The sequence below is a fragment of the Tenacibaculum sp. 190524A02b genome, assembly GCF_964036645.1.
Taxonomy (GTDB): Bacteria; Bacteroidota; Bacteroidia; order Flavobacteriales; family Flavobacteriaceae; genus Polaribacter; species Polaribacter vairaonense.
This window is the reverse complement of sequence record NZ_OZ038525.1, coordinates 2,685,960-2,705,431: the sequence shown is the minus strand read 5'-3', so window position 1 is coordinate 2,705,431 and position 19,472 is coordinate 2,685,960. Positions and strand designations below refer to the sequence as shown.

The window sequence follows — 19,472 nt, the reverse complement described above, 5'->3', positions numbered from 1 at the left end:
TAATTAAGAAAATAAAACTATTTTTGTTTAATTTATAGTGAAATATTGTTGTTTAAGAGTTTTTTTAATAGTGGTTTAGAAATAATATCTTTTATGGATTTGATAGATAAAAAAATTTTGGGCGAATTACAGCGAAATGCTAAACAAAATACTAAAGAAATAGCAACTAAAGTAGGTTTAACAGTTACACCAACTTATGAGAGGATAAAAAAATTAGAGCAAAAAGGAGTGATTAAAAGTTATGTAACACTTTTAGATAGAGACTTAATAGGGAAACAAATAATAGCTTTTTGTCAAATAACATTGTATAAACATCAAAGAAGTTTATTGGATAGTTTTAAAGAAAGTATTTTAACATTTGATGAGGTAATGGAATGCCATAATGTTTCAGGAAACTTTGATTTTTTACTAAAAGTAGCTGTGAATGATATGAACAAATTTCAAGAATTTATAAATGATAAACTATCTGTTGTAGAAGGAATTTCAACTATTCAAAGTTCTTTTGTAATGACTTCTTTTAAAGATACAACAAGTTATAATCTATAAAAAATCATTTTCTATAATTTCTAGAATACTCATCAAGTTTTTGTTTTTCTTTAGCCGTTAAATTGTCTATTCCTTTTTTATTTATTTTCTCTAATAATACATCAAATTCTTTTTGATCCATTACTTTTTGAGTGTTGTATTTGTCATCTATGGTCTCGTAACCTTTTTGTTTTGTTAAAAAAGGCTTCTTTAAAAGTAAAAAATCAGGTTTATAAATAATAAAAAAGACAAAAATTAACGTAGGGATCAAGGTTAGTAAAATAGGAACATAATTAATAGATAATGAACTTGGATATAAAATGATAGCAGTTATCATTCCCAAAATTGCCCCACCTAAATGCGCTTCATGCCCAATATTATCATTTTGAGATTTAATACCATATAGTGTGTAACTTATATATAATAAACCAAATAACCAGCTAGGAATTCCAATAGGTAAAAATAAAATACCAAGACGTATATCAGGAAAAAGAGCAATAGCTGCAAAAATAATTCCGCTTACAGCTCCCGAAGCACCAACAGCACTGTAGTTAGAATGATTTCTATGAATAAATAAGGCAAGTAAGTTACCTGCAATTAAGCTAACAAAATAAATAAGTGAAAAAATTAAAGAACCTAATTGTTGTTCAAGAATTCTCGCGAAAGAATAAAAACTAAACATGTTAAAAAGTAAGTGTGTCCAGTTTACATGTAAGAAACCAGAGCTAATTATTCTTTTGTAATCTTTACGGATTAAAATATCTTTTACTCTAAATTTATATTTATCAATAAATTGCCAGTCCTCAAAACCTTTGTATGAAAAAATGACATTACTTATTATAATTAGAAGTCCTACGGTACCAATATCAGACATTATGATATGCTTACTTAATTTATATTGAGAGCAAGATACAAACTACTTATCAGTGTAAAAGAAAAAAGACCGCTAAAAACTAATTCAACGATCTTTTAAACAAACAACTAAATTCTAAAACCTATAAAAGTTGAAGAAATTTTTATGTTCTTACGAACAATATTTTTAGAAGCAGTATTTATTTTCTGCTTTTAATTTTTCAGCAATAGTATTACGTAGTTCAACAACATTTGGATAGTTAGCATACTTTGTAAAACGCTTTAATCCCATTAACATCATACGTTGCTCATCACCTTCAGCAAAAGAAATAATACCTTCTCTTGCATTTTTTGTAATAATTTCTACAGCATTATATAAATATAATTTTGCCATAGCAATCTGTTCTTTTTGAGCCTCTTCACCAAAACGCTTAGCGTTTTTCTCTGTTCTTAAAATTCCAGATTCAGCCATGTATATTTCAATTAAAATATTAGAAGCAGCAGTTAATAACTGTTGGTGTTGTTCTAAATCTGGTCCAAACTTTTGGATTGCAGCACCAGCTACCATTAAGAACACTTTCTTTAATTTTCCAATAATTTCTTTTTCTTCAGAAAATAATACTGAATAGTCAGGAGTGTCAAAAGAAGGAATTCCCATTAATTCATCAGCAACTTTCATTGCAGGATTTAATAAGTCTACATGACCTTTCATGGCCTTTTTAACTAACATTCCTACAGAAAGTAAACGATTAATTTCATTAGTACCTTCATATATACGTGCAATACGAGCATCTCTCCAAGCAGCTTCCATAGGAGTTTCTTCAGAGAATCCCATTCCACCAAAAATTTGGATACCTTCATCTGCACAATTCTGTACATCTTCAGAAACAGCTACTTTTAAGATAGAACATTCAATAGCATACTCTTCAACACCTTTTAATTCAGCTTCTTGATGTGTGTTGCCTTCAGATTCACGGATTGCAATTCTATCTTCAATATTTTTAGCAGCTCTATATGATGCAGATTCACCAACATAAGCATTAGTAGCCATTTCTGCTAATTTCATTTTAATAGCTCCAAATTCAGATATAGAAGTTTTAAATTGTTTACGCTCGTTAGCATAGTTTACAGCTTCACTTACAATTCTTCTTTGTGAGTCTAAACAAGCAGCAGCTAATTTAATACGACCAACATTTAAAGCGTTCATTGCAATTTTAAAACCACCACCACGAACAGATAACATGTTTTCTACAGGAACTAAAGTATCATTAAAGAATACCTGACGTGTAGAAGAAGCACGAATACCTAATTTATGCTCTTCTTCACCTAAAGTAACTCCATTTGGATTGTCTTTATCATATTCTAAAATAAATCCGGTAATATTTTTATCATCTTCAATACGAGCAAAAACAATGAATATCTCAGCAAAACCTGCATTTGAAATCCACATTTTTTGTCCGTTGATTTTATAATTTTTTCCATCTTCAGTTAACTCAGCAGTAGTTTTACCAGAGTTAGCATCAGATCCAGCACCTGGTTCAGTTAAACAGTAAGCACCAAAACGCTCACCCATTGCTAAAGCAGGTACATATTTTTGTTTTTGCTCTTCAGTACCATATAAGGTAATTGGCATAGTTCCAATACCCGTATGTGCTCCAAAAGCAGTACTAAAAGACCCTGTTCCACTAGAAATATAATCACAAGTTAACATAGTAGAAACAAACCCCATTCCTAGTCCACCATAAGATTCAGGAACAGCTACGCCTAAAAAGCCTAATTCACCAGCTTTGCGCATAGTTTCTTCAGTTAAAGCATAATCTTTAGCTTCAAAACGAGTTTTATGAGGGATGATTTCACGGTCGTTAAATTCTTTAACGGCATCTCTCATCATTGTTTGCTCTTCAGAAAAATCTTCAGGAGTAAATATGTCTTCGCATTTAGTTTCTTTCACTAAAAACTGACCTCCTCTTAATATATCTTTGTTTATTGTTTCTTCCATTTTTTTTGTAATTTTTTATTAATTTAAGAACTCGAAAATACCAGCAGCACCTTGCCCAGTACCCACACACATAGTTACCATTCCATATTTATTTTTCATGTTACGCTTACGCATTTCATCAAATAATTGTACAGATAACTTACCACCAGTACATCCTAACGGATGTCCAAGAGCAATTGCACCACCATTTACATTAATGATGTCAGGATTTAACCCTAACTCACGAACAACAGCCAATGATTGTGAAGCGAAAGCTTCATTTAATTCAATTAAATCAATATCATTTTGCTGTAAACCAGCTTGTTTTAAAGCTTTAGGGATGGCAGCTACAGGGCCAATTCCCATAATACGAGGAGGAACTCCAGCAGCAGCATAGCTTACCAAACGAGCTTCTGGCTCAATACCTAATTCTTTTACCATTTCTTCACTCATTACCATTACAAAGGCGGCACCATCACTTGTTTGAGATGAGTTACCAGCGGTAACAGAACCATTAGCAGCAAAAACAGGACGTAACCTAGCTAAAGCTTCAACACTAGTACCTTTACGAGGTCCTTCATCTTTGGTAACTGTATAATTTCTTGTAGCACGTTTACCATTTTCTCCAATATAGGTTTCTTCTACATTGATAGGAACTATTTGATCTTGAAAACGATCTTCACTTAGAGCCTTTAATGCTTTCATGTGAGATTCGTAAGCAAATTTATCTTGATCTTCACGAGAAATATTATATTGTTGAGCAACGGCTTCAGCTGTATTACCCATTCCCCAATAATAATCTTCGTGACCTGCATTTACGATATCGTAATTTAATTCTGGTTTAAATCCAGTCATAGGTACAGAACTCATACTTTCAGTACCACCTGCTATAATACAATCAGCCATTCCTGATTGTATTTTAGCAACAGCCATTCCAATAGTTTCTAGTCCAGATGAACAAAAACGGTTAACAGTTACTCCAGGAACATCCACAGAATCTAATCCGATTAACGAAATAATTCTAGCCATGTTTAATCCTTGAGAACCTTCTGGCATAGCGTTACCAACAATAACGTCGTCAATACGCTTAACATCGAATTCAGGCAACTTTTCCATCATGTATTTGATGGTCTCAGCAGCTAATTCGTCGGCTCTTTTAAATCTGAACACACCTTTTTTTGATTTACCTACGGCGGTTCTATATCCTTTTACTATATATGCTGTTTTCATTTTTATTTTAGTATTGAGTATTGAGGTTTTAGTATTGAGCTTTTATAGTTTTTGCTGAAAAGCATAATTCATTTTTTGTATTTCAATACACAACTCAACAATAGATTGTACTTTGTCTTTATTAATTAAATTTAATTCTATAACTAATAACAATTGCGTTTGAAGTTCATATGTTGAACCATTAGCAATACTTAAAAAGTGCTTAAATTCATTTTGAGAATTTCTACCAGCTCCTTCAGCTATATTTGAAGGAATTGAAATAGCACTTCTTTTTATTTGAGAGGTTAGTCCAAACTTTTCATCTGAGGGTAATTTTGAAACAAGTAGATATACAGCTTTGGTCAATTCTATTGATTTTTGCCATATTTTTAAATTTTCTACTTTATGCATTTCTAACTACTTAATACTAATATCTCAATACTATTCGTAACTTTAGTTGCGAAGTGGTTTCCCAGTTTTTAACATGTGCTGAATACGCTCTAAGGTTTTTCTTTCTGTAGTTAAACTTAAGAAAGCTTCACGCTCTAGGTCTAATAAATACTGTTCAGTAACTTTTGTTGGTTCTGATAAATCTCCACCAGCCATAACATAAGCTAGTTTGTTTGCAATTTTCTGATCGTGTTCAGAAATGTATTTAGAAGCATTCATAGAATCTGTTCCTACTAAGAACATACCTAATGCTTGTTTTCCTAATGCTAAAACATCTTTACGTTTTACAGGTTGAGTATATCCTGCCTCAGCTAATAATAAAGCATGTTTCTTAGCTTCTGCAATTTGGCGATCTTTGTTTACAACCACCACATCTTTTCCTTTTTGAAGTAAATTTAAGTCGAATGCTTCATGTGCAGAAGTAGCTACTTTAGCCATACCAATAGTTAAGAAGTGCTCTTGTAAAACGTTTAATTGAACGTCACCAGTATGGAATAAATCTTGCGCTCTTAAAGCCATTTCTTTAGATCCACCACCACCAGGAATTACTCCAACTCCGAATTCTACTAAACCAATATAAGTTTCGGCAGCAGCAACAACTTTATCTGCGTGTAATGATAACTCACAACCACCTCCTAAAGTCATTCCATGAGGAGCAGCAACCGTAGGAATAGCTGAATAACGCATACGCATCATTGTATCTTGGAAATACTTGATAGCCATGTTTAATTCATCATATTCTTGTTCAACAGCCATCATGAAAATCATTCCAATGTTAGCTCCTACTGAGAAGTTTGCACCTTGGTTTCCGATAACCAAACCTTGGAAATCTTTTTCAGCTAAATCAACAGCTTTATTTAATCCAGCTAAAACGTCACCTCCAATGGTATTCATTTTAGATTGGAATTCACAGTTTAAGATTCCGTCACCTAAATCTTCAATTACTACTCCTGAGTTTTTAAATACCTCAGTAGTTTTACGAATGTTATCTAAAATTATAAAGGAATCTTGTCCTGGTTTTTTAACTTGTGCTTTAGCGGTTACATCATAGTAATAAGTAGCACCATCTTTAACTGTATAGAAAGAAGTTTCTCCTTTAGTTACCATTTCGGTAACCCAAGCAGCAGGCTCTTTACCTTCAGCTTTCATTAATTCGATACCTTTTTCGACACCTACAGCATCCCAAATTTCGAAAGGACCATTTTCCCAACCGAAACCAGCTTTCATAGCATCATCTATTCTATATAATTCGTCTGAAATTTCTGGGATTCTATTTTGAACATAAGCAAACATTGCTGCAAAGTTCTTACGGTAAAATTCTCCTGCTTTATCTTTACCTCCAACTAATACTTTAAAACGATCAATTGGTTTATCTATAGTTTTTGTTAACTCTAAAGTAGCAAATTTTGCACGCTTTTTAGAACGATATTCCATCGTATCTAAATCCAACGACAATATTTCTTTTTTACCTTCAGCATTTACAGATTTTTTATAAAAACCTTGTTTAGTTTTACTACCTAACCACTTGTTCTCCATCATTTTTTCGATGAAGTCAGGAAGTTTAAATAACTCGTGAGCTTCGTCATCAGGACAGTTTTCATAAATACCATTAGCAACATGTACTAATGTATCTAATCCAACAACGTCTACTGTACGAAAGGTAGCTGATTTAGGACGTCCAATAACTGGCCCTGTTAATTTGTCAACCTCTTCAATAGTTAACCCTAATTCTTTTACTTGGTGGAATAAAGACTGAATTCCAAAAATACCAATACGGTTACCTATAAAGGCAGGAGTATCTTTAGCAAGTACAGAAGTTTTTCCTAAGAATTTAGAACCATAATCCATTAAGAAATCTGTGATTTCTGGTTTACAATCTGGGCCAGGAACAACTTCAAATAATTTTAAATAACGAGGAGGATTAAAGAAATGCGTTACAGCAAAGTGTTTGCGGAAATCTTCACTTCTTCCTTCGTTCATAAACTTAATAGGAATACCAGAGGTGTTTGAAGAAATAATAGTACCAGGAGTACGATACTTCTCTACTTTTTCAAAAACACTTTGTTTAATATCTAAGCGCTCAACTACAACTTCCATTACCCAATCTACATCTTTAATTTTATGTAAATCATCATCAATGTTACCAGTTGTAATTCTATCTGCAAATTTTTTGTTGTAGATAGGGGACGGTTTTGATTTTAGAGAAGCAGTTAAGGCGTCATTTACCAATCGGTTACGCACTACCTTGTCTTCTAAAGTTAGTCCTTTTGCCTTTTCTTTGTCGTTAAGTTCTCTAGGAACAATGTCCAAAAGTAAAACTTCAACACCAATATTTGCAAAATGACAAGCAATACCTGATCCCATAATTCCAGAACCTATAATTGCTACTTTTTTAATTCTTCTTGCCATTTGTTGTTTATTTGTTTTTATACAGCTTCGTTGTTAATGTTATCTTCATAAATCAACTTATCTGTAATAAGTTTGTTTATAGTTGTTGTTACTTTAAAAAAGTTATCTAACTCTTTTTCAGAAACAAATTCTCTTACTTTATTATTAAATTGATATACGTGCCCTTTAGAAACCTCGCGCATTTTTTTACCAAGGTCGGTAAGTTTAATAATTACACTTCTACCATCATTAGGGTTTTTCTCTCTAAAAATAAACTCTTTGTCTTCCATGGTTTTTAAAAGTCTTGAAAGACTAGTTGGTTCCATTCCCATTAAAGGTCCTAAAGCTGTAGAAGGGGTTCCTTTTTCGAAATCAATATTAAGTAGAGCAAAAGCGGTAGCCATAGTACTATTGTGTTTTGCGGCTTGTTCGTTATACAATTTTGCAACCGCCTGCCACGTAGCTCGTAACTGATGATCTATTGACTTGTTTTTATCCATACAGGGTCAAATATATAAAAAAATATTATGCATGCATAGTAAATTGATGAAAAATTATGCGTGCATAGTATTTTTTTATCTGTCAAGTTATAGGGAAAGTAAAATGTTGGTTAGGGAAAGTTTTTGGGTAAAAAACCTTTTGCGTGTATCATTTTTGTACTAAATATAATCAAAAATTTACAATCATGAGAAAAAGATGTCTAACCATTTTAGCTATACTAAGTATAGTAATAAATGCATTTTCACAAAATGTATTAATACCCGATACTAATTTTAAGAACTATTTATTATCAGATTTAAGTATTAATACGAATGGAGATACAGAAATTCAAGTAAGTGAAGCGAATGCTTTTACAGGTACTATTAATTGTTCAAATAGAAGTATTGGTAGTTTAATAGGAATTGAGGCTTTTATAAATTTAAAGAGTTTGTTTTGCAATGATAATCAATTAACAACATTGAATGTTACTCAAAATAGTAAGTTAAGTATGTTGTCATGTGAAAGAAATCAATTAACAAATTTAGATGTTACTCAGAATATCGATTTAGTAACTTTATTGTGTACATCCAATCAATTAAACACGATTGATGTTAGTCAAAATACAAATTTGATGAATTTTGTATGTCCTGATAATAGTATAAATACTATAAATGTAACTAGTAATTCTAAATTAAGGCAGTTGCTAATTGATAAGAATCAACTGACAAGCCTAGATGTTTCAAGCAATCCAGATTTGACAGTGTTGAGCTTTATTGATAATCAGTTACAGACTATTAACCTTTCTAATAATACACGTTTAGTAAGATTTCAGGCAGATAATAATCAGTTTTCAAATTTAAACCTTTCTAATAATTTAATGTTAGAACATTTAAGTTGTTTCAATAACCAATTAACTAGTTTAGATCTTTCAGTAAATACAGCTTTAAGGGTAGTACGATTGTTTAAAAATCAACTAACAAGTTTAAATCTGAAAAATGGAGCAAATACCAATATAGATAATTCGTTATTTACCATTGCAAATAATCCTAATTTAAATTGTGTAGATGTAGATAATCCAACATATAGTACCAGCAATTGGATTCATAAAGATTCACACACTAATTATAGTTTAAATTGTGGAAATCAAACTACATGTGTTGTAGCAATACCCGATGCAAATTTCAAAAGCTACTTATTAAATAATAATACAATTAATACAAATGGTGATACTGAAATTCAATGTTCAGAAGCAATAGCATATTCTGGAAATATTAATTGTCCTAATAGTGGAATTGTTGATATGACAGGGGTTGAAGCTTTTGTTAATATAAAAGGATTACAATGTTATAGTAATAGTATTGTAAGTTTAGATGTGTCAAGTAATACGAAGCTTAGAAGTTTAGGTTGTTACAATAATAACTTAACAATGTTAAACATATCAAATAATCCAGTTTTAAAAGATGTGCTTTGTGATAATAATCAGTTAACAACTATAGATGCTTCTGGTAGTACAGCTTTAAAGTTTTTAGGATGTAGAAATAATCAAATAACTAATTTAAACCTTTCAAGTAATTTAATGTTAGAAACATTGTCTTGTGGAAACAATCAGTTGAGCTCAATAGATGTTACCAATAATATTAATTTAAGAGAACTGTATTGTGAAGAGAATGGAGTTGCAACAGTAAATACATCTAACAACGCTAAATTAACAAAGCTGTATTGTAATAATAATCAAATAACTGGTTTAGATACTACCAATAATCCTGATTTAACTTGGTTGTCCTGTAGTAAAAACAACATGACAAGTATTGATGTGTCCAATAATTCTAAATTACAATACCTGTTTTGTGAGTATAATCAAATTGCAGTATTAGATACTAATAATAATCCAGACTTACTTTGGTTGTATTGTAGAAATAACCAATTAACTAGTTTAGATCTGAGTTCTAACACTAATTTAGCTAAATTTAATGCTATAGATAATCAATTGACGTATTTAAATATTAAAAACACTAATAATTTGAATATGGGGAATAGTGATTTCAATGTAGTAGTGAATCCTAATTTAACATGTATTATAGTTGATGATCCTGCATATAGCTTAGCTACGTGGTTTTTAAAAGACACACAAACTAGTTATAGCCTTAATTGTAATCCTGTTCCATGTGTTGTAGCTATACCAGACGTAAATTTTAAATCGTACTTGGTTAACAATAGTAGTATAAATACTAATGGAAACTCTGAGATAGAATGTAGTGAAGCTGCGGCTTACACAGGAGCTATAAATTGTGCTAACAAAAATATTTCAGACTTAACGGGAATTGAAGCATTTGTAAAGTTAACACAGTTAGATTTTAGAAATAATCAACTAACAAGCGTAAACTTAAGTAGCAATCCAGATTTATGGATTTTAAAAAGTGATGGAAATCAACTTACTTCTTTAGACGTTACTCAAAATATAAAATTGGTTATTTTTAGCTGTAATAGCAATCAATTAACTAGTATTGATGTAACTAATAACTTGCTATTATCAGTTTTTAATTGTTATGGGAATCAATTAACTTCTTTAGATGTAACAAATAATGCAAATTTAAGTGCATTAAATTGTAACTGGAATCAATTAACTAGTTTAAATGTGAGTAATAATGTGAATTTACAGTCATTTATTTGTTCATATAATCAAATTGTAAATTTAAATCTATCAAATAATACAATGTTAAAAACTTTCAATGGTTCTAATAATAAATTAAAAAACTTAAATCTTAAAAGTGGAAGTAATACTAACATTATCAGTAATTTTTTCACAATTATTAATAATCCAGATTTGACATGCGTACAAGTTGATAACCCAACCTACAGTTCATTAAACTGGTTGAATAAAGATACACAAACCAATTATGGAACTTTTTGTGCTTTTGTACCTATGGCACCACAGCCAATAAGTTTATTAAAAACAGTAAGTGTATATCCTAATCCAGTAATAAATAAGTTACATGTTAAGTCAGAGAAAGTGGCGATTTCTAGTCTTGAAATTTTAGATGTTTCTGGACGAACTTTAAGAAAAGTAAAAGAAGTAAAAGAGCCTATTGAAGTTTCAGATTTAAAACCAGGTGTTTATTCTTTAAAAATTTATGCAGGCAAGGAAGTAGGAGTAAAACAATTTATAAAAGAATAACTTTTGTTCTATATTTTAAGGTATAAAAGCCGTTTGTAAAGGAAACTTTATAAACGGCTTTTAATTTTAGAATTTAGGTGTTGGTAATTGTAACAATTCATAAATTTAGTTTACTAACTAAGTATAAAATTACCTAAGTTTGTTGTGCAGAAGGTAAAGAATAAGAAAAGTAATCAATCAATTTTACAATTAATGAAAAACTTATTAGAGGTTAATAATGTGGTAAAACGCTATGGAGATTATACTGCATTAAACAATGTTTCTATCCATATCCCAAAAGGAAGCGTTTTTGGGCTTTTAGGACCTAATGGAGCAGGAAAAACATCGCTTATTAGAATTATTAATCAAATAACAATGCCAGATAGTGGGACTATCTATTTAGATGGAGAAGCTTTAGCACCACATCATGTTGAACATATCGGATACTTACCAGAAGAAAGAGGTTTGTATAAAAGTATGAAAGTAGGAGAACAAGCATTGTATTTAGCACAACTGAAAGGGTTGTCAAAATCAGAAGCAAAGAAACGATTGAAATATTGGTTTGATAAGTTTGAAATTGGAGCTTGGTGGGGAAAGAAAATAGAAGAATTATCAAAAGGAATGGCTCAAAAAGTTCAGTTTATAGTTACTGTTTTGCATCAACCTAAATTATTAATTTTTGACGAGCCGTTTTCTGGATTTGACCCTATTAATGCACAATTAATTGCTAAAGAAATTTTACAACTTAGAGATGAAGGAGCAACCATTATTTTTTCAACACACAGAATGGAAAGTGTAGAAGAAATGTGTGATTATATTGCTTTAATTCATAAATCAAATAAAATTTTAGATGGTAAATTAGAAGATGTAAAAAGAGAATTTAGAACCAATACTTTTCAAGTGGGATTAAATACTGCAAACCCAAAAGAAGTTAAAGGGGGGTTGCAAGAAAAATTTACTGTTTCAGATGCCGATTTTGCTACGTTACATAAAGGGCTGAATTTAAATGTTAAGCTAGAAAAAGGAATGTCAACTAATGAGTTGTTATCGTTTTTATCTAGTAAAGGAGAAGTATATCATTTTGTAGAGTTGGTTCCAAGTGCGAATGATATTTTTATTCAAGCAATCAATAAAAATAGTTAATCCAATGAAAAAGTTACCACTAATAGTTAAACGAGAGTTTATTGCAAAAGTTAGAAACAAATCATTCATCATTATGACTTTCTTAAGTCCGTTAATTATGATAGGAATGGGGTTTTTAGTGTTCTTTTTAATGAAAAAGAATGATGAAAAAGTTAAAAATATAGCTTTTGTAGATAATTCTGGAGTTTTTACGAAAGATGTTTTTAAGGATACCAAAACAGTAAAATATCAGAATTTTACCCAATTAGGAATTGATGCCTCTAAAGAAAAGGTGAAAGATGGTGATTTTTATGGTGTTTTATACATACCAAAACAAGATAGTTTAGAGGTTTTAGCTAAATCTATTGAATTTTATTCTAAAGAAACACCGAGTATGACGGTAATAGCAAATCTTGAAGGTAAAATAGATAGGAAGATTAGAAATGAAAAGCTTACTGCTTTTGGGATTGATTTGGCTAAAATAAAGGCTTCTCGAATTTCTTCGGATATTAAAATGTATGACTTCTCAGGAGAAAAATCATCTAAGTTAAAGAATGGATTAAAGATAGGAGTAGGAGCTATAGCTGGGTATTTATTAATGATGTTTGTATTAATTTATGGAACTTCAGTAATGCGAAGTGTTATAGAAGAAAAAACAAGTAGAATTATAGAGGTGATTGTTTCTTCTGTAAAGCCTTTCCAACTAATGATGGGAAAAATTATAGGAAACGCATCTGCTGGATTATTACAGTTCATCATTTGGGGGATTTTATTCCTAGTGTTTAGTATTGTTGCATCTGCTATGTTTGGAGTAAGTATGATGGAAATGCAAACAGCTAAAGTTTCTCCAGAACAAATGGAGGCTATTCAAAATGCAGCAACAGGAAAAGGAGAAATGATACTGCAAGAATTTTTTAGGTTACCATTATTAAAGCTTTTCTGTTTGTTTATTTTCTATTTCTTAGGAGGGTATATGTTGTATAGTTCGTTGTTTGCAGCTGTAGGTGCAGCGGTAGATAATGAGACTGATACGCAGCAATTTATGATGCCAATTATGTTGCCTTTAATTTTAGGGGTATATGTAGGGTTTGCTACAGTAATAGAAAATCCCAACGGACCTATTGCTACTATATTTTCTTATATACCTTTTACATCGCCTATTGTTATGTTAATGCGAGTACCATTTGGTGTAGCTTGGTGGGAAATTATTTTATCAATGCTCACATTAATACTAACTTTTTTAGCCATTGTGTGGTTAGCAGCTAAGATATACAGAGTAGGTATTCTATCGTATGGTAAAAAACCAACCTATAAAGATTTATGGAAATGGATTCGTTATAGCGGATAAATAATGAAAGAAAGCAGTTGTTTTAATATAACTGCTTTCTTTTTCTAAGAATTAGAAATATTTCTATAATTTTAGTCCACACAATAAGTAAACCACACAATCTTATGAAAGAGTTGAATGAGTTTTTAAATTATTCTTTTAAGTTTAGTAAAGAAATTAGTATTAGTGTAAAAGCTATATTAGTTTTAATTGTAGTATTAATACTTGCTTCAGTGTTACTAAAGACTTTTAAAAGGTTAATTGTAAAAAGATTACAAAAAGAAGATAAAAACAAGTTTGATACTATATTTTCTTTCGCAAGTTGGTTTGTGTATATTGTTATTTTCTTAGTTACACTAAATTCGTCGGGTGTAAATGTTACGGCAATATTTGCGGCATCCGCAGCACTTTTAATAGGTGTTGGTTTAGCATTACAAACCTTTTTTCAAGATATTATATCAGGTATATTTATTATCATAGATCAAAGTGTACATGTAGGTGATATTATAGAGTTAGATGGTAAAGTTGGACGAGTAGAGGATATTAAATTAAGAACTACTCGTGCTGTGACTATTGATAATAAAGTTTTGGTAATTCCAAACCATAAATACTTAACAAGTAGTTTATATAATTGGACTCAAAATGGGACGGATACTAGAGAAAGTGTGTCTGTAGGAGTAGCATATGGAAGTGATGTTCAATTAGTAAAAAAGTTATTGCTAAGAGCCGCCGCGGAACATCCTCAGGTATTAAAGAACCCAGAACCATTGGTGCTTTTTGAAAATTTTGGAGATAGTTCTTTAGATTTTAAGTTAATATTTACACTGAACGATAGCTTTAAAGCGGTGATTCCTCAGAGTGAAATTCGATTTAAAATAGATCAACTGTTTAGAGAGCATAATATTTCTATTCCATTTCCGCAAAGAGATGTTCATATTATAAAATGATAGATTGTTTTCTTGAGAAAAAACAAGGTTAAAAGAATAAAGAGTTTTAAAAGATGTTTTGAAACACTATTTGGCTTACTTTTTGAGTTACAAACACAAATAATATTAGCCAATTATAAAAAAATTATATTAATAATAATGAGATGATAGATTTAGAAGAAAGAGTAGAAGAATTACAAAAAATGATTTCAGGTTTTAAAAAATCATTAAAGTAATCCATTTTCTTTATATCTCTTGTCTAAAAGTCTAATAGAACAAATAGAATATGTCAAAAATATTAATAATAGAAGACGAAGCAGCTATTCGTAGAGTTTTAAAAAAAATTATTTCAGAAGAAAATGATAGTTATCAAGTAGAGGAAGCAGAAGATGGATTAGTAGGTATTGAAATGATAAAAGATAACGATTATGATTTAGTACTCTGCGATATAAAAATGCCTAAAATGGATGGTGTTGAAGTGTTAGAAAAGGCAAAAAAGCTAAAGCCAGAAGTGCCAATGGTAATGATTTCTGGTCATGGCGATTTAGATACAGCTGTTAATACTATGCGTTTAGGGGCTTTTGATTATATATCAAAACCGCCAGACTTAAACCGTTTGTTGAATACTGTTAGAAATGCTCTAGATAAAAAGGAGTTAGTAGTAGAAAACAAGCGTTTGAAGAAAAAGGTAAGTAAGAATTATGAGATGATTGGAGAAAGTGAAGCCATTACTCATATTAAAGAAATCATAGAAAAAGTAGCGGCAACAGAAGCTCGTGTGTTAATTACTGGTCCCAATGGTACAGGAAAAGAATTAGTAGCGCACTGGTTGCATGAAAAATCAGATCGCTCAAAAGCACCTATGATTGAGGTAAACTGTGCGGCTATTCCTTCAGAGCTAATAGAAAGTGAACTGTTTGGTCATGTGAAAGGGAGTTTTACTGGAGCAAATAAAGACAGGGCAGGAAAGTTTGAGGCTGCTAATGGAGGAACGGTTTTTTTAGATGAAATAGGAGACATGAGTCTTTCTGCACAAGCCAAAGTTTTAAGAGCTTTGCAAGAAAATAAGATTCAACGCGTAGGTTCTGATAAAGATATCAAAGTAAATGTACGTGTTGTTGCAGCTACTAATAAAGATTTAAAGAAAGAGATAGCTGAGGGGCGATTTAGAGAAGATTTATATCATCGTTTGGCTGTAATTTTAATTAAAGTTCCTGCTTTAAATGATAGGAGAGATGATATACCACTATTGGTAGATTTCTTTTCAAACAAAATAGCAACTGAACAAGGAATGGTGAAAAAAGAATTTTCAAAAGAAGCAGTAAAGCTTTTACAAGAATACGATTGGACTGGAAATATTAGAGAGTTAAGAAATGTGGTTGAACGCTTAATAATATTAGGAGAGAAAACAGTTTCAGAAAATGATGTAAAACTTTTTGCTAGTAAATAGTAATCGTTTAAAAAATTAAGAATCAAAAGTGTTGATATTGTAATCAACGCTTTTTTTATGAAATATATTTAATGGATAGTCTCAAATACACTCATAAAAAGTGTTGTCGCAGTGGTACGAGACGGTATTTATTTTTTTTAAAGTGTTTTTCGCTGTAGTACGTGACGAGATTTATTGAAAATTAAAATAATAAAATGACCCACTTTAGTGAATAGTCCCACAAAAGTTTGTAAGGAATGTTGAGTAGGACTATTTTTGGCGAAATTTTTTTAAAAATGATAAGAAAAGCAATTTTAATAGTGGTGTTAACGCTATTTAATTTGGGGGGATTTGCCCAAGAACAGGAAGAAAAGAACAAGAACAAAATTTCATTTGGTTTAAGTGGAGGTGTTAACCTCGGTTTTTTAGGAAGTCCAATAGGAGAATTGGGTAATAACAAAGCATTAGATTACAATAGTTACTTTAGACTAGGAATGAATTTGAATGCTAAGGTGTATTACAGAGTTAATGATTACTTACGTTTACAGTCTGGAATAAGTTACCAAGGAAGAGGTACAGAATACAGGCGAAAAAATAATAACGTATTAATTATTAATACAGGAGGAGGCTCAGAGGGTGCCTATCATAAAACAAGGTATCGATTGGATTATGTAGATATTCCAGTGGTATTGGGAGTTAATTTGAGAAAATTATTTAAAGACCCAGATTTTGACTATAAGCCAATTCATTTTAATGTAGGTTTTTCAGCAGGTTTTTTAACAAAGTCAGATATAAAAAGCAATTATTATGCTTCTCATGGAGGAAGTTCTGGTCCTTTTGTTGAGGTTAATGAAGACTTTAGAGAAAGGGAATTTGATCATGGGAAATCGTTTGTGCCAAATATGATTTTAGGGGTTTCTTTTGTGCATTATGAACAAGAAGATTTTCAATTAACCATAGATGTAAATTATCAGCAATCTTTTGGAGGTGTTAATAAAGGGGCTATTTTAACAGAGTCAGAATATAATTATGATACTAATACTAGTGTATTGGGGATTAGTTTTGGAATAAACTTTAATTAATATAATAAACAAAGGGAGCTGAAAAGCTCCCTTGTTATTTTTAAGTTTTAAGGCTTTTTATTTCAAATCAAACCTATCAGCATTCATAACCTTAGTCCAGGCTTTAACAAAGTCGTTTACAAACTTTTCTTTGCTGTCATCTTGGGCATATACTTCAGCATAAGCTCTCAAAATAGAATTAGAGCCAAATACTAAATCTACCCTGGTAGCAGACCATTTGTATTTATCTGTTTTTCTATCACGTACTTCATATAGGTTTTTACTAATAGGTTTCCAAATGTTGGCCATATCTGTTAAATTCACAAAAAAGTCATTCGTTAAAGCTCCAATAGTATCAGTAAATACACCGTATCTTGATTCTCCATAATTAGTATCTATCATGCGTAAACCTCCAACAAGTACCGTCATTTCTTGAGCTGTTAAATCTAAAAGTTGCGCACGATCTAAAAGTAATTCTTCTGCACTTACAATATAATCTTGTTTTAACCAGTTTCTAAAACCATCAGCCAGTGGTTCAAGAGGAGCAAAAGAATCGTTGTCAGTTGCAGCATCTGTAGCATCACCTCGCCCTGGGCTAAACGGAACGGTAATATTAAATCCAGCAGCTTTTGCAGCATTTTCTACACCAACATTACCAGCTAACACAATAGTATCAGCTAAGCTGATGTTAAACTCGTTTGCAATTGGCTCTAGTATGTTAAGAACTTTAGATAATCTTTCAGGTTCATTACCTTGCCAGTCTTTTTGCGGAGCTAAACGGATTCTTGCACCATTAGCACCTCCACGTCTATCAGAATCTCTATAAGTTCTCGCGCTATCCCATGCAGTAGCAACCATTTCAGAATTACTTAAACCAGCATTGTTAATTTTTTCTTTCACAGCTTCAACGTCATAGTCTTTTTTACCTTCAGGTATTGGGTCTTGCCATACTAAATCTTCTTCAGGGACATCTGGTCCAAAGTAACAAGATTTAGGTCCCATATCTCTGTGGGTTAATTTAAACCAAGCTCTAGCAAAAGCATCTGAAAAAGCATTAAAGTCATTTTTAAATCGTAATGAAATCTCTTTATAAGCAGGATCCATCTTCATAGACATATCTGCATCAGTCATTATTGGATTATAACGTATTGAAGCATCTTCTACATCTGCAGGCTTATCATTTTCTTTAATATTGGTAGGTTCCCATTGCCAAGCACCAGCAGGGCTTTTTTGTAGTGCCCAATCATGATTAAAAAGCATTTCAAAATAACCATTATCCCATTTGGTAGGTTCTGTTGTCCATGCACCTTCAATACCGCTAGTTACAGTATATCTTCCTTTACCAGTGTTTTGATTATTGGCCCAACCAAAACCTTGTTCTTCAATAGGTGCGGCTTCAGGATCAGGGCCTAAAATACTCGCGTCTCCATTACCATGCGCTTTACCAACTGTATGTCCACCGGCAGTAAGCGCAACAGTTTCTTCATCGTTCATTGCCATTCGAGCAAAAGTTTCTCTAATGTGGTGTGCTGTTTTCAGTGGGTCAGGTTTTCCGTTAACACCTTCAGGGTTTACATATATCAATCCCATTTGTACAGCTGCTAATGGATTTTCCATGGTTTCTACGTCTTCCAAATTTCCATAACGTCCATCACTTGGAGCTAGCCATTCTTTTTCAGCACCCCAATACACATCTTTTTCTGGATGCCAAATATCTTCTCTACCAAAAGCAAAACCAAAGGTTTTTAGTCCCATACTTTCGTAAGCAATATTTCCAGCTAAAATAATAAGGTCTGCCCAGCTTATTTTATTTCCATATTTTTTCTTAATGGGCCATAATAAACGTCTGGCTTTATCTAAACTAGCATTGTCTGGCCAAGAATTTAAAGGGGCAAAACGTTGGTTTCCTGTTCTAGCACCACCTCTTCCGTCAGAAATTCTATAGGAACCTGCAGCGTGCCAAGCCATACGTATCATTAATCCACCATAATGTCCCCAATCGGCAGGCCACCAGTCTTGGCTATCTGTCATTAAATTATGTAAATCCTTTTTTAAAGCGGGTACATCTAGCTTTTTTAATTCTTCGAGGTAATCAAAGTCTTCACCAAGAGGGTTGGTTTTAGAATCATGTTGGTGTAAAATATCAAAATTTAAAGCATTAGGCCACCAATGTTTATTAGTAGTGCCAGAAGAAGTGTTTCCTCCATGCATAAACGGGCATTTACCTTGGCTTTCTGTTGGGTGTTGCTTTGTATCTTTCATATATGTTTGTTTATTATTAGGTTAGGTTAGTTCAAAGTTACGATAAAGGTTTGAATAATTTTTATCTATATTTTTTATATTAAAATAATAAATACTTATTATGTGTGGTTTGTTTAAAGTTAAAAGGTTGTTTTTGAAAAGAATAATAATAGTGATTTAAAATTCTGATAGTGTGTTTGGTATAGTATTGATTAATTCTATTGAACTATAAGAAAATATTTTATGTTTTCATGCATTATTACCAATAAACAGAATATTTTTGACACTGTTTTTAAAAAATATATTAACAATTAAAATACAAATTAAAAG

The 19,472-nt window shown here is 31.5% G+C and carries 14 protein-coding genes; 7 read left to right on the top strand and 7 right to left on the bottom strand.

Translation table 11 applies throughout. The features are described 5' to 3' along the window. Positions 1–93 precede the first annotated feature (93 nt). On the top strand, positions 94–546 hold the full coding sequence (locus tag ABNT65_RS11020) for an Lrp/AsnC family transcriptional regulator (RefSeq protein ID WP_348702338.1): 453 nt from the start codon (positions 94–96) through the stop codon (positions 544–546). A gap of 4 nt (positions 547–550) precedes the next feature. On the opposite strand, the gene ABNT65_RS11015 is transcribed toward ABNT65_RS11020, so the two are convergent. From ABNT65_RS11015 to ABNT65_RS10990, 6 genes are all read right to left on the bottom strand, one after another. Continuing rightward, entirely contained in the window at positions 551–1,399 is an 849-nt protein-coding gene (locus ABNT65_RS11015) for a rhomboid family intramembrane serine protease (protein ID WP_348702339.1), read from the bottom strand. A gap of 165 nt (positions 1,400–1,564) precedes the next feature. After that, positions 1,565–3,376: an acyl-CoA dehydrogenase family protein gene (locus ABNT65_RS11010; RefSeq protein WP_348702340.1), complete on the bottom strand. Its 1,812-nt coding sequence runs from the start codon at positions 3,374–3,376 to the stop codon at positions 1,565–1,567. An 18-nt stretch (positions 3,377–3,394) separates the two neighbouring features. Further along, positions 3,395–4,585, bottom strand: a complete 1,191-nt coding sequence (locus tag ABNT65_RS11005) for an acetyl-CoA C-acyltransferase (protein ID WP_348702341.1) — start codon at positions 4,583–4,585, stop codon at positions 3,395–3,397. 42 nt (positions 4,586–4,627) lie between these two features. Beyond that, a complete protein-coding gene (locus tag ABNT65_RS11000) occupies positions 4,628–4,975 on the bottom strand; it encodes a four helix bundle protein (RefSeq protein WP_348702342.1) in 348 nt (115 codons plus the stop codon). Between the two features lie 42 nt (positions 4,976–5,017). Beyond that, a complete protein-coding gene (locus tag ABNT65_RS10995) occupies positions 5,018–7,423 on the bottom strand; it encodes a 3-hydroxyacyl-CoA dehydrogenase/enoyl-CoA hydratase family protein (RefSeq protein ID WP_348702343.1) in 2,406 nt (801 codons plus the stop codon). A gap of 17 nt (positions 7,424–7,440) precedes the next feature. After that, positions 7,441–7,902, bottom strand: a complete 462-nt coding sequence (locus ABNT65_RS10990; protein WP_348702344.1) for a MarR family winged helix-turn-helix transcriptional regulator — start codon at positions 7,900–7,902, stop codon at positions 7,441–7,443. Positions 7,903–8,087: 185 nt separating this feature from the next. Between ABNT65_RS10990 and ABNT65_RS10985 the strand changes: the two genes are divergently transcribed. The 6 genes from ABNT65_RS10985 (at position 8,088) to ABNT65_RS10960 (ending at position 16,922) form a co-directional block, all read left to right on the top strand. Further along, positions 8,088–11,057, top strand: a complete 2,970-nt coding sequence (locus ABNT65_RS10985) for a T9SS type A sorting domain-containing protein (RefSeq protein WP_348745853.1) — start codon at positions 8,088–8,090, stop codon at positions 11,055–11,057. Between the two features lie 192 nt (positions 11,058–11,249). Then, entirely contained in the window at positions 11,250–12,179 is a 930-nt protein-coding gene (locus ABNT65_RS10980; protein ID WP_348737797.1) for an ABC transporter ATP-binding protein, read from the top strand. A gap of 4 nt (positions 12,180–12,183) precedes the next feature. After that, positions 12,184–13,506 (top strand): ABC transporter permease, encoded by a 1,323-nt coding sequence (locus ABNT65_RS10975; RefSeq protein ID WP_348737798.1) that lies wholly within the window; start codon positions 12,184–12,186, stop codon positions 13,504–13,506. A 104-nt stretch (positions 13,507–13,610) separates the two neighbouring features. Continuing rightward, the gene (locus ABNT65_RS10970) at positions 13,611–14,432 is read left to right on the top strand and encodes a mechanosensitive ion channel family protein (RefSeq protein WP_348702350.1); all 822 of its coding nucleotides are present in this window, start codon (positions 13,611–13,613) and stop codon (positions 14,430–14,432) included. A gap of 265 nt (positions 14,433–14,697) precedes the next feature. Continuing rightward, positions 14,698–15,861: a sigma-54 dependent transcriptional regulator gene (locus tag ABNT65_RS10965; protein WP_348702351.1), complete on the top strand. Its 1,164-nt coding sequence runs from the start codon at positions 14,698–14,700 to the stop codon at positions 15,859–15,861. A gap of 275 nt (positions 15,862–16,136) precedes the next feature. Further along, the gene (locus tag ABNT65_RS10960; RefSeq protein ID WP_348745852.1) at positions 16,137–16,922 is read left to right on the top strand and encodes an outer membrane beta-barrel protein; all 786 of its coding nucleotides are present in this window, start codon (positions 16,137–16,139) and stop codon (positions 16,920–16,922) included. Positions 16,923–16,979: 57 nt separating this feature from the next. On the opposite strand, the gene katG is transcribed toward ABNT65_RS10960, so the two are convergent. Further along, complete coding sequence (gene katG / locus ABNT65_RS10955; RefSeq protein WP_348745851.1) at positions 16,980–19,163, bottom strand: catalase/peroxidase HPI; 2,184 nt, start codon at positions 19,161–19,163, stop codon at positions 16,980–16,982. Between the last annotated feature and the right edge of the window lie 309 nt (positions 19,164–19,472).

Bases quoted from the DNA above. Each gene is read 5' to 3' on its own strand.
- ABNT65_RS11010 (WP_348702340.1), bottom strand. From the start codon at position 3,376: ATGGAAGAAACAATAAACAAAGATATATTAAGAGGAGGTCAGTTTTTA.
- ABNT65_RS10985 (WP_348745853.1), top strand. From the start codon at position 8,088: ATGAGAAAAAGATGTCTAACCATTTTAGCTATACTAAGTATAGTAATA.
- ABNT65_RS11015 (WP_348702339.1), bottom strand. From the start codon at position 1,399: ATGTCTGATATTGGTACCGTAGGACTTCTAATTATAATAAGTAATGTC.
- ABNT65_RS11020 (WP_348702338.1), top strand. From the start codon at position 94: ATGGATTTGATAGATAAAAAAATTTTGGGCGAATTACAGCGAAATGCT.
- ABNT65_RS10970 (WP_348702350.1), top strand. From the start codon at position 13,611: ATGAAAGAGTTGAATGAGTTTTTAAATTATTCTTTTAAGTTTAGTAAA.
- ABNT65_RS11000 (WP_348702342.1), bottom strand. From the start codon at position 4,975: ATGCATAAAGTAGAAAATTTAAAAATATGGCAAAAATCAATAGAATTG.
- ABNT65_RS10965 (WP_348702351.1), top strand. From the start codon at position 14,698: ATGTCAAAAATATTAATAATAGAAGACGAAGCAGCTATTCGTAGAGTT.
- ABNT65_RS11005 (WP_348702341.1), bottom strand. From the start codon at position 4,585: ATGAAAACAGCATATATAGTAAAAGGATATAGAACCGCCGTAGGTAAA.
- ABNT65_RS10990 (WP_348702344.1), bottom strand. From the start codon at position 7,902: ATGGATAAAAACAAGTCAATAGATCATCAGTTACGAGCTACGTGGCAG.
- ABNT65_RS10960 (WP_348745852.1), top strand. From the start codon at position 16,137: ATGATAAGAAAAGCAATTTTAATAGTGGTGTTAACGCTATTTAATTTG.
- ABNT65_RS10975 (WP_348737798.1), top strand. From the start codon at position 12,184: ATGAAAAAGTTACCACTAATAGTTAAACGAGAGTTTATTGCAAAAGTT.
- ABNT65_RS10995 (WP_348702343.1), bottom strand. From the start codon at position 7,423: ATGGCAAGAAGAATTAAAAAAGTAGCAATTATAGGTTCTGGAATTATG.
- ABNT65_RS10980 (WP_348737797.1), top strand. From the start codon at position 11,250: ATGAAAAACTTATTAGAGGTTAATAATGTGGTAAAACGCTATGGAGAT.
- katG (WP_348745851.1), bottom strand. From the start codon at position 19,163: ATGAAAGATACAAAGCAACACCCAACAGAAAGCCAAGGTAAATGCCCG.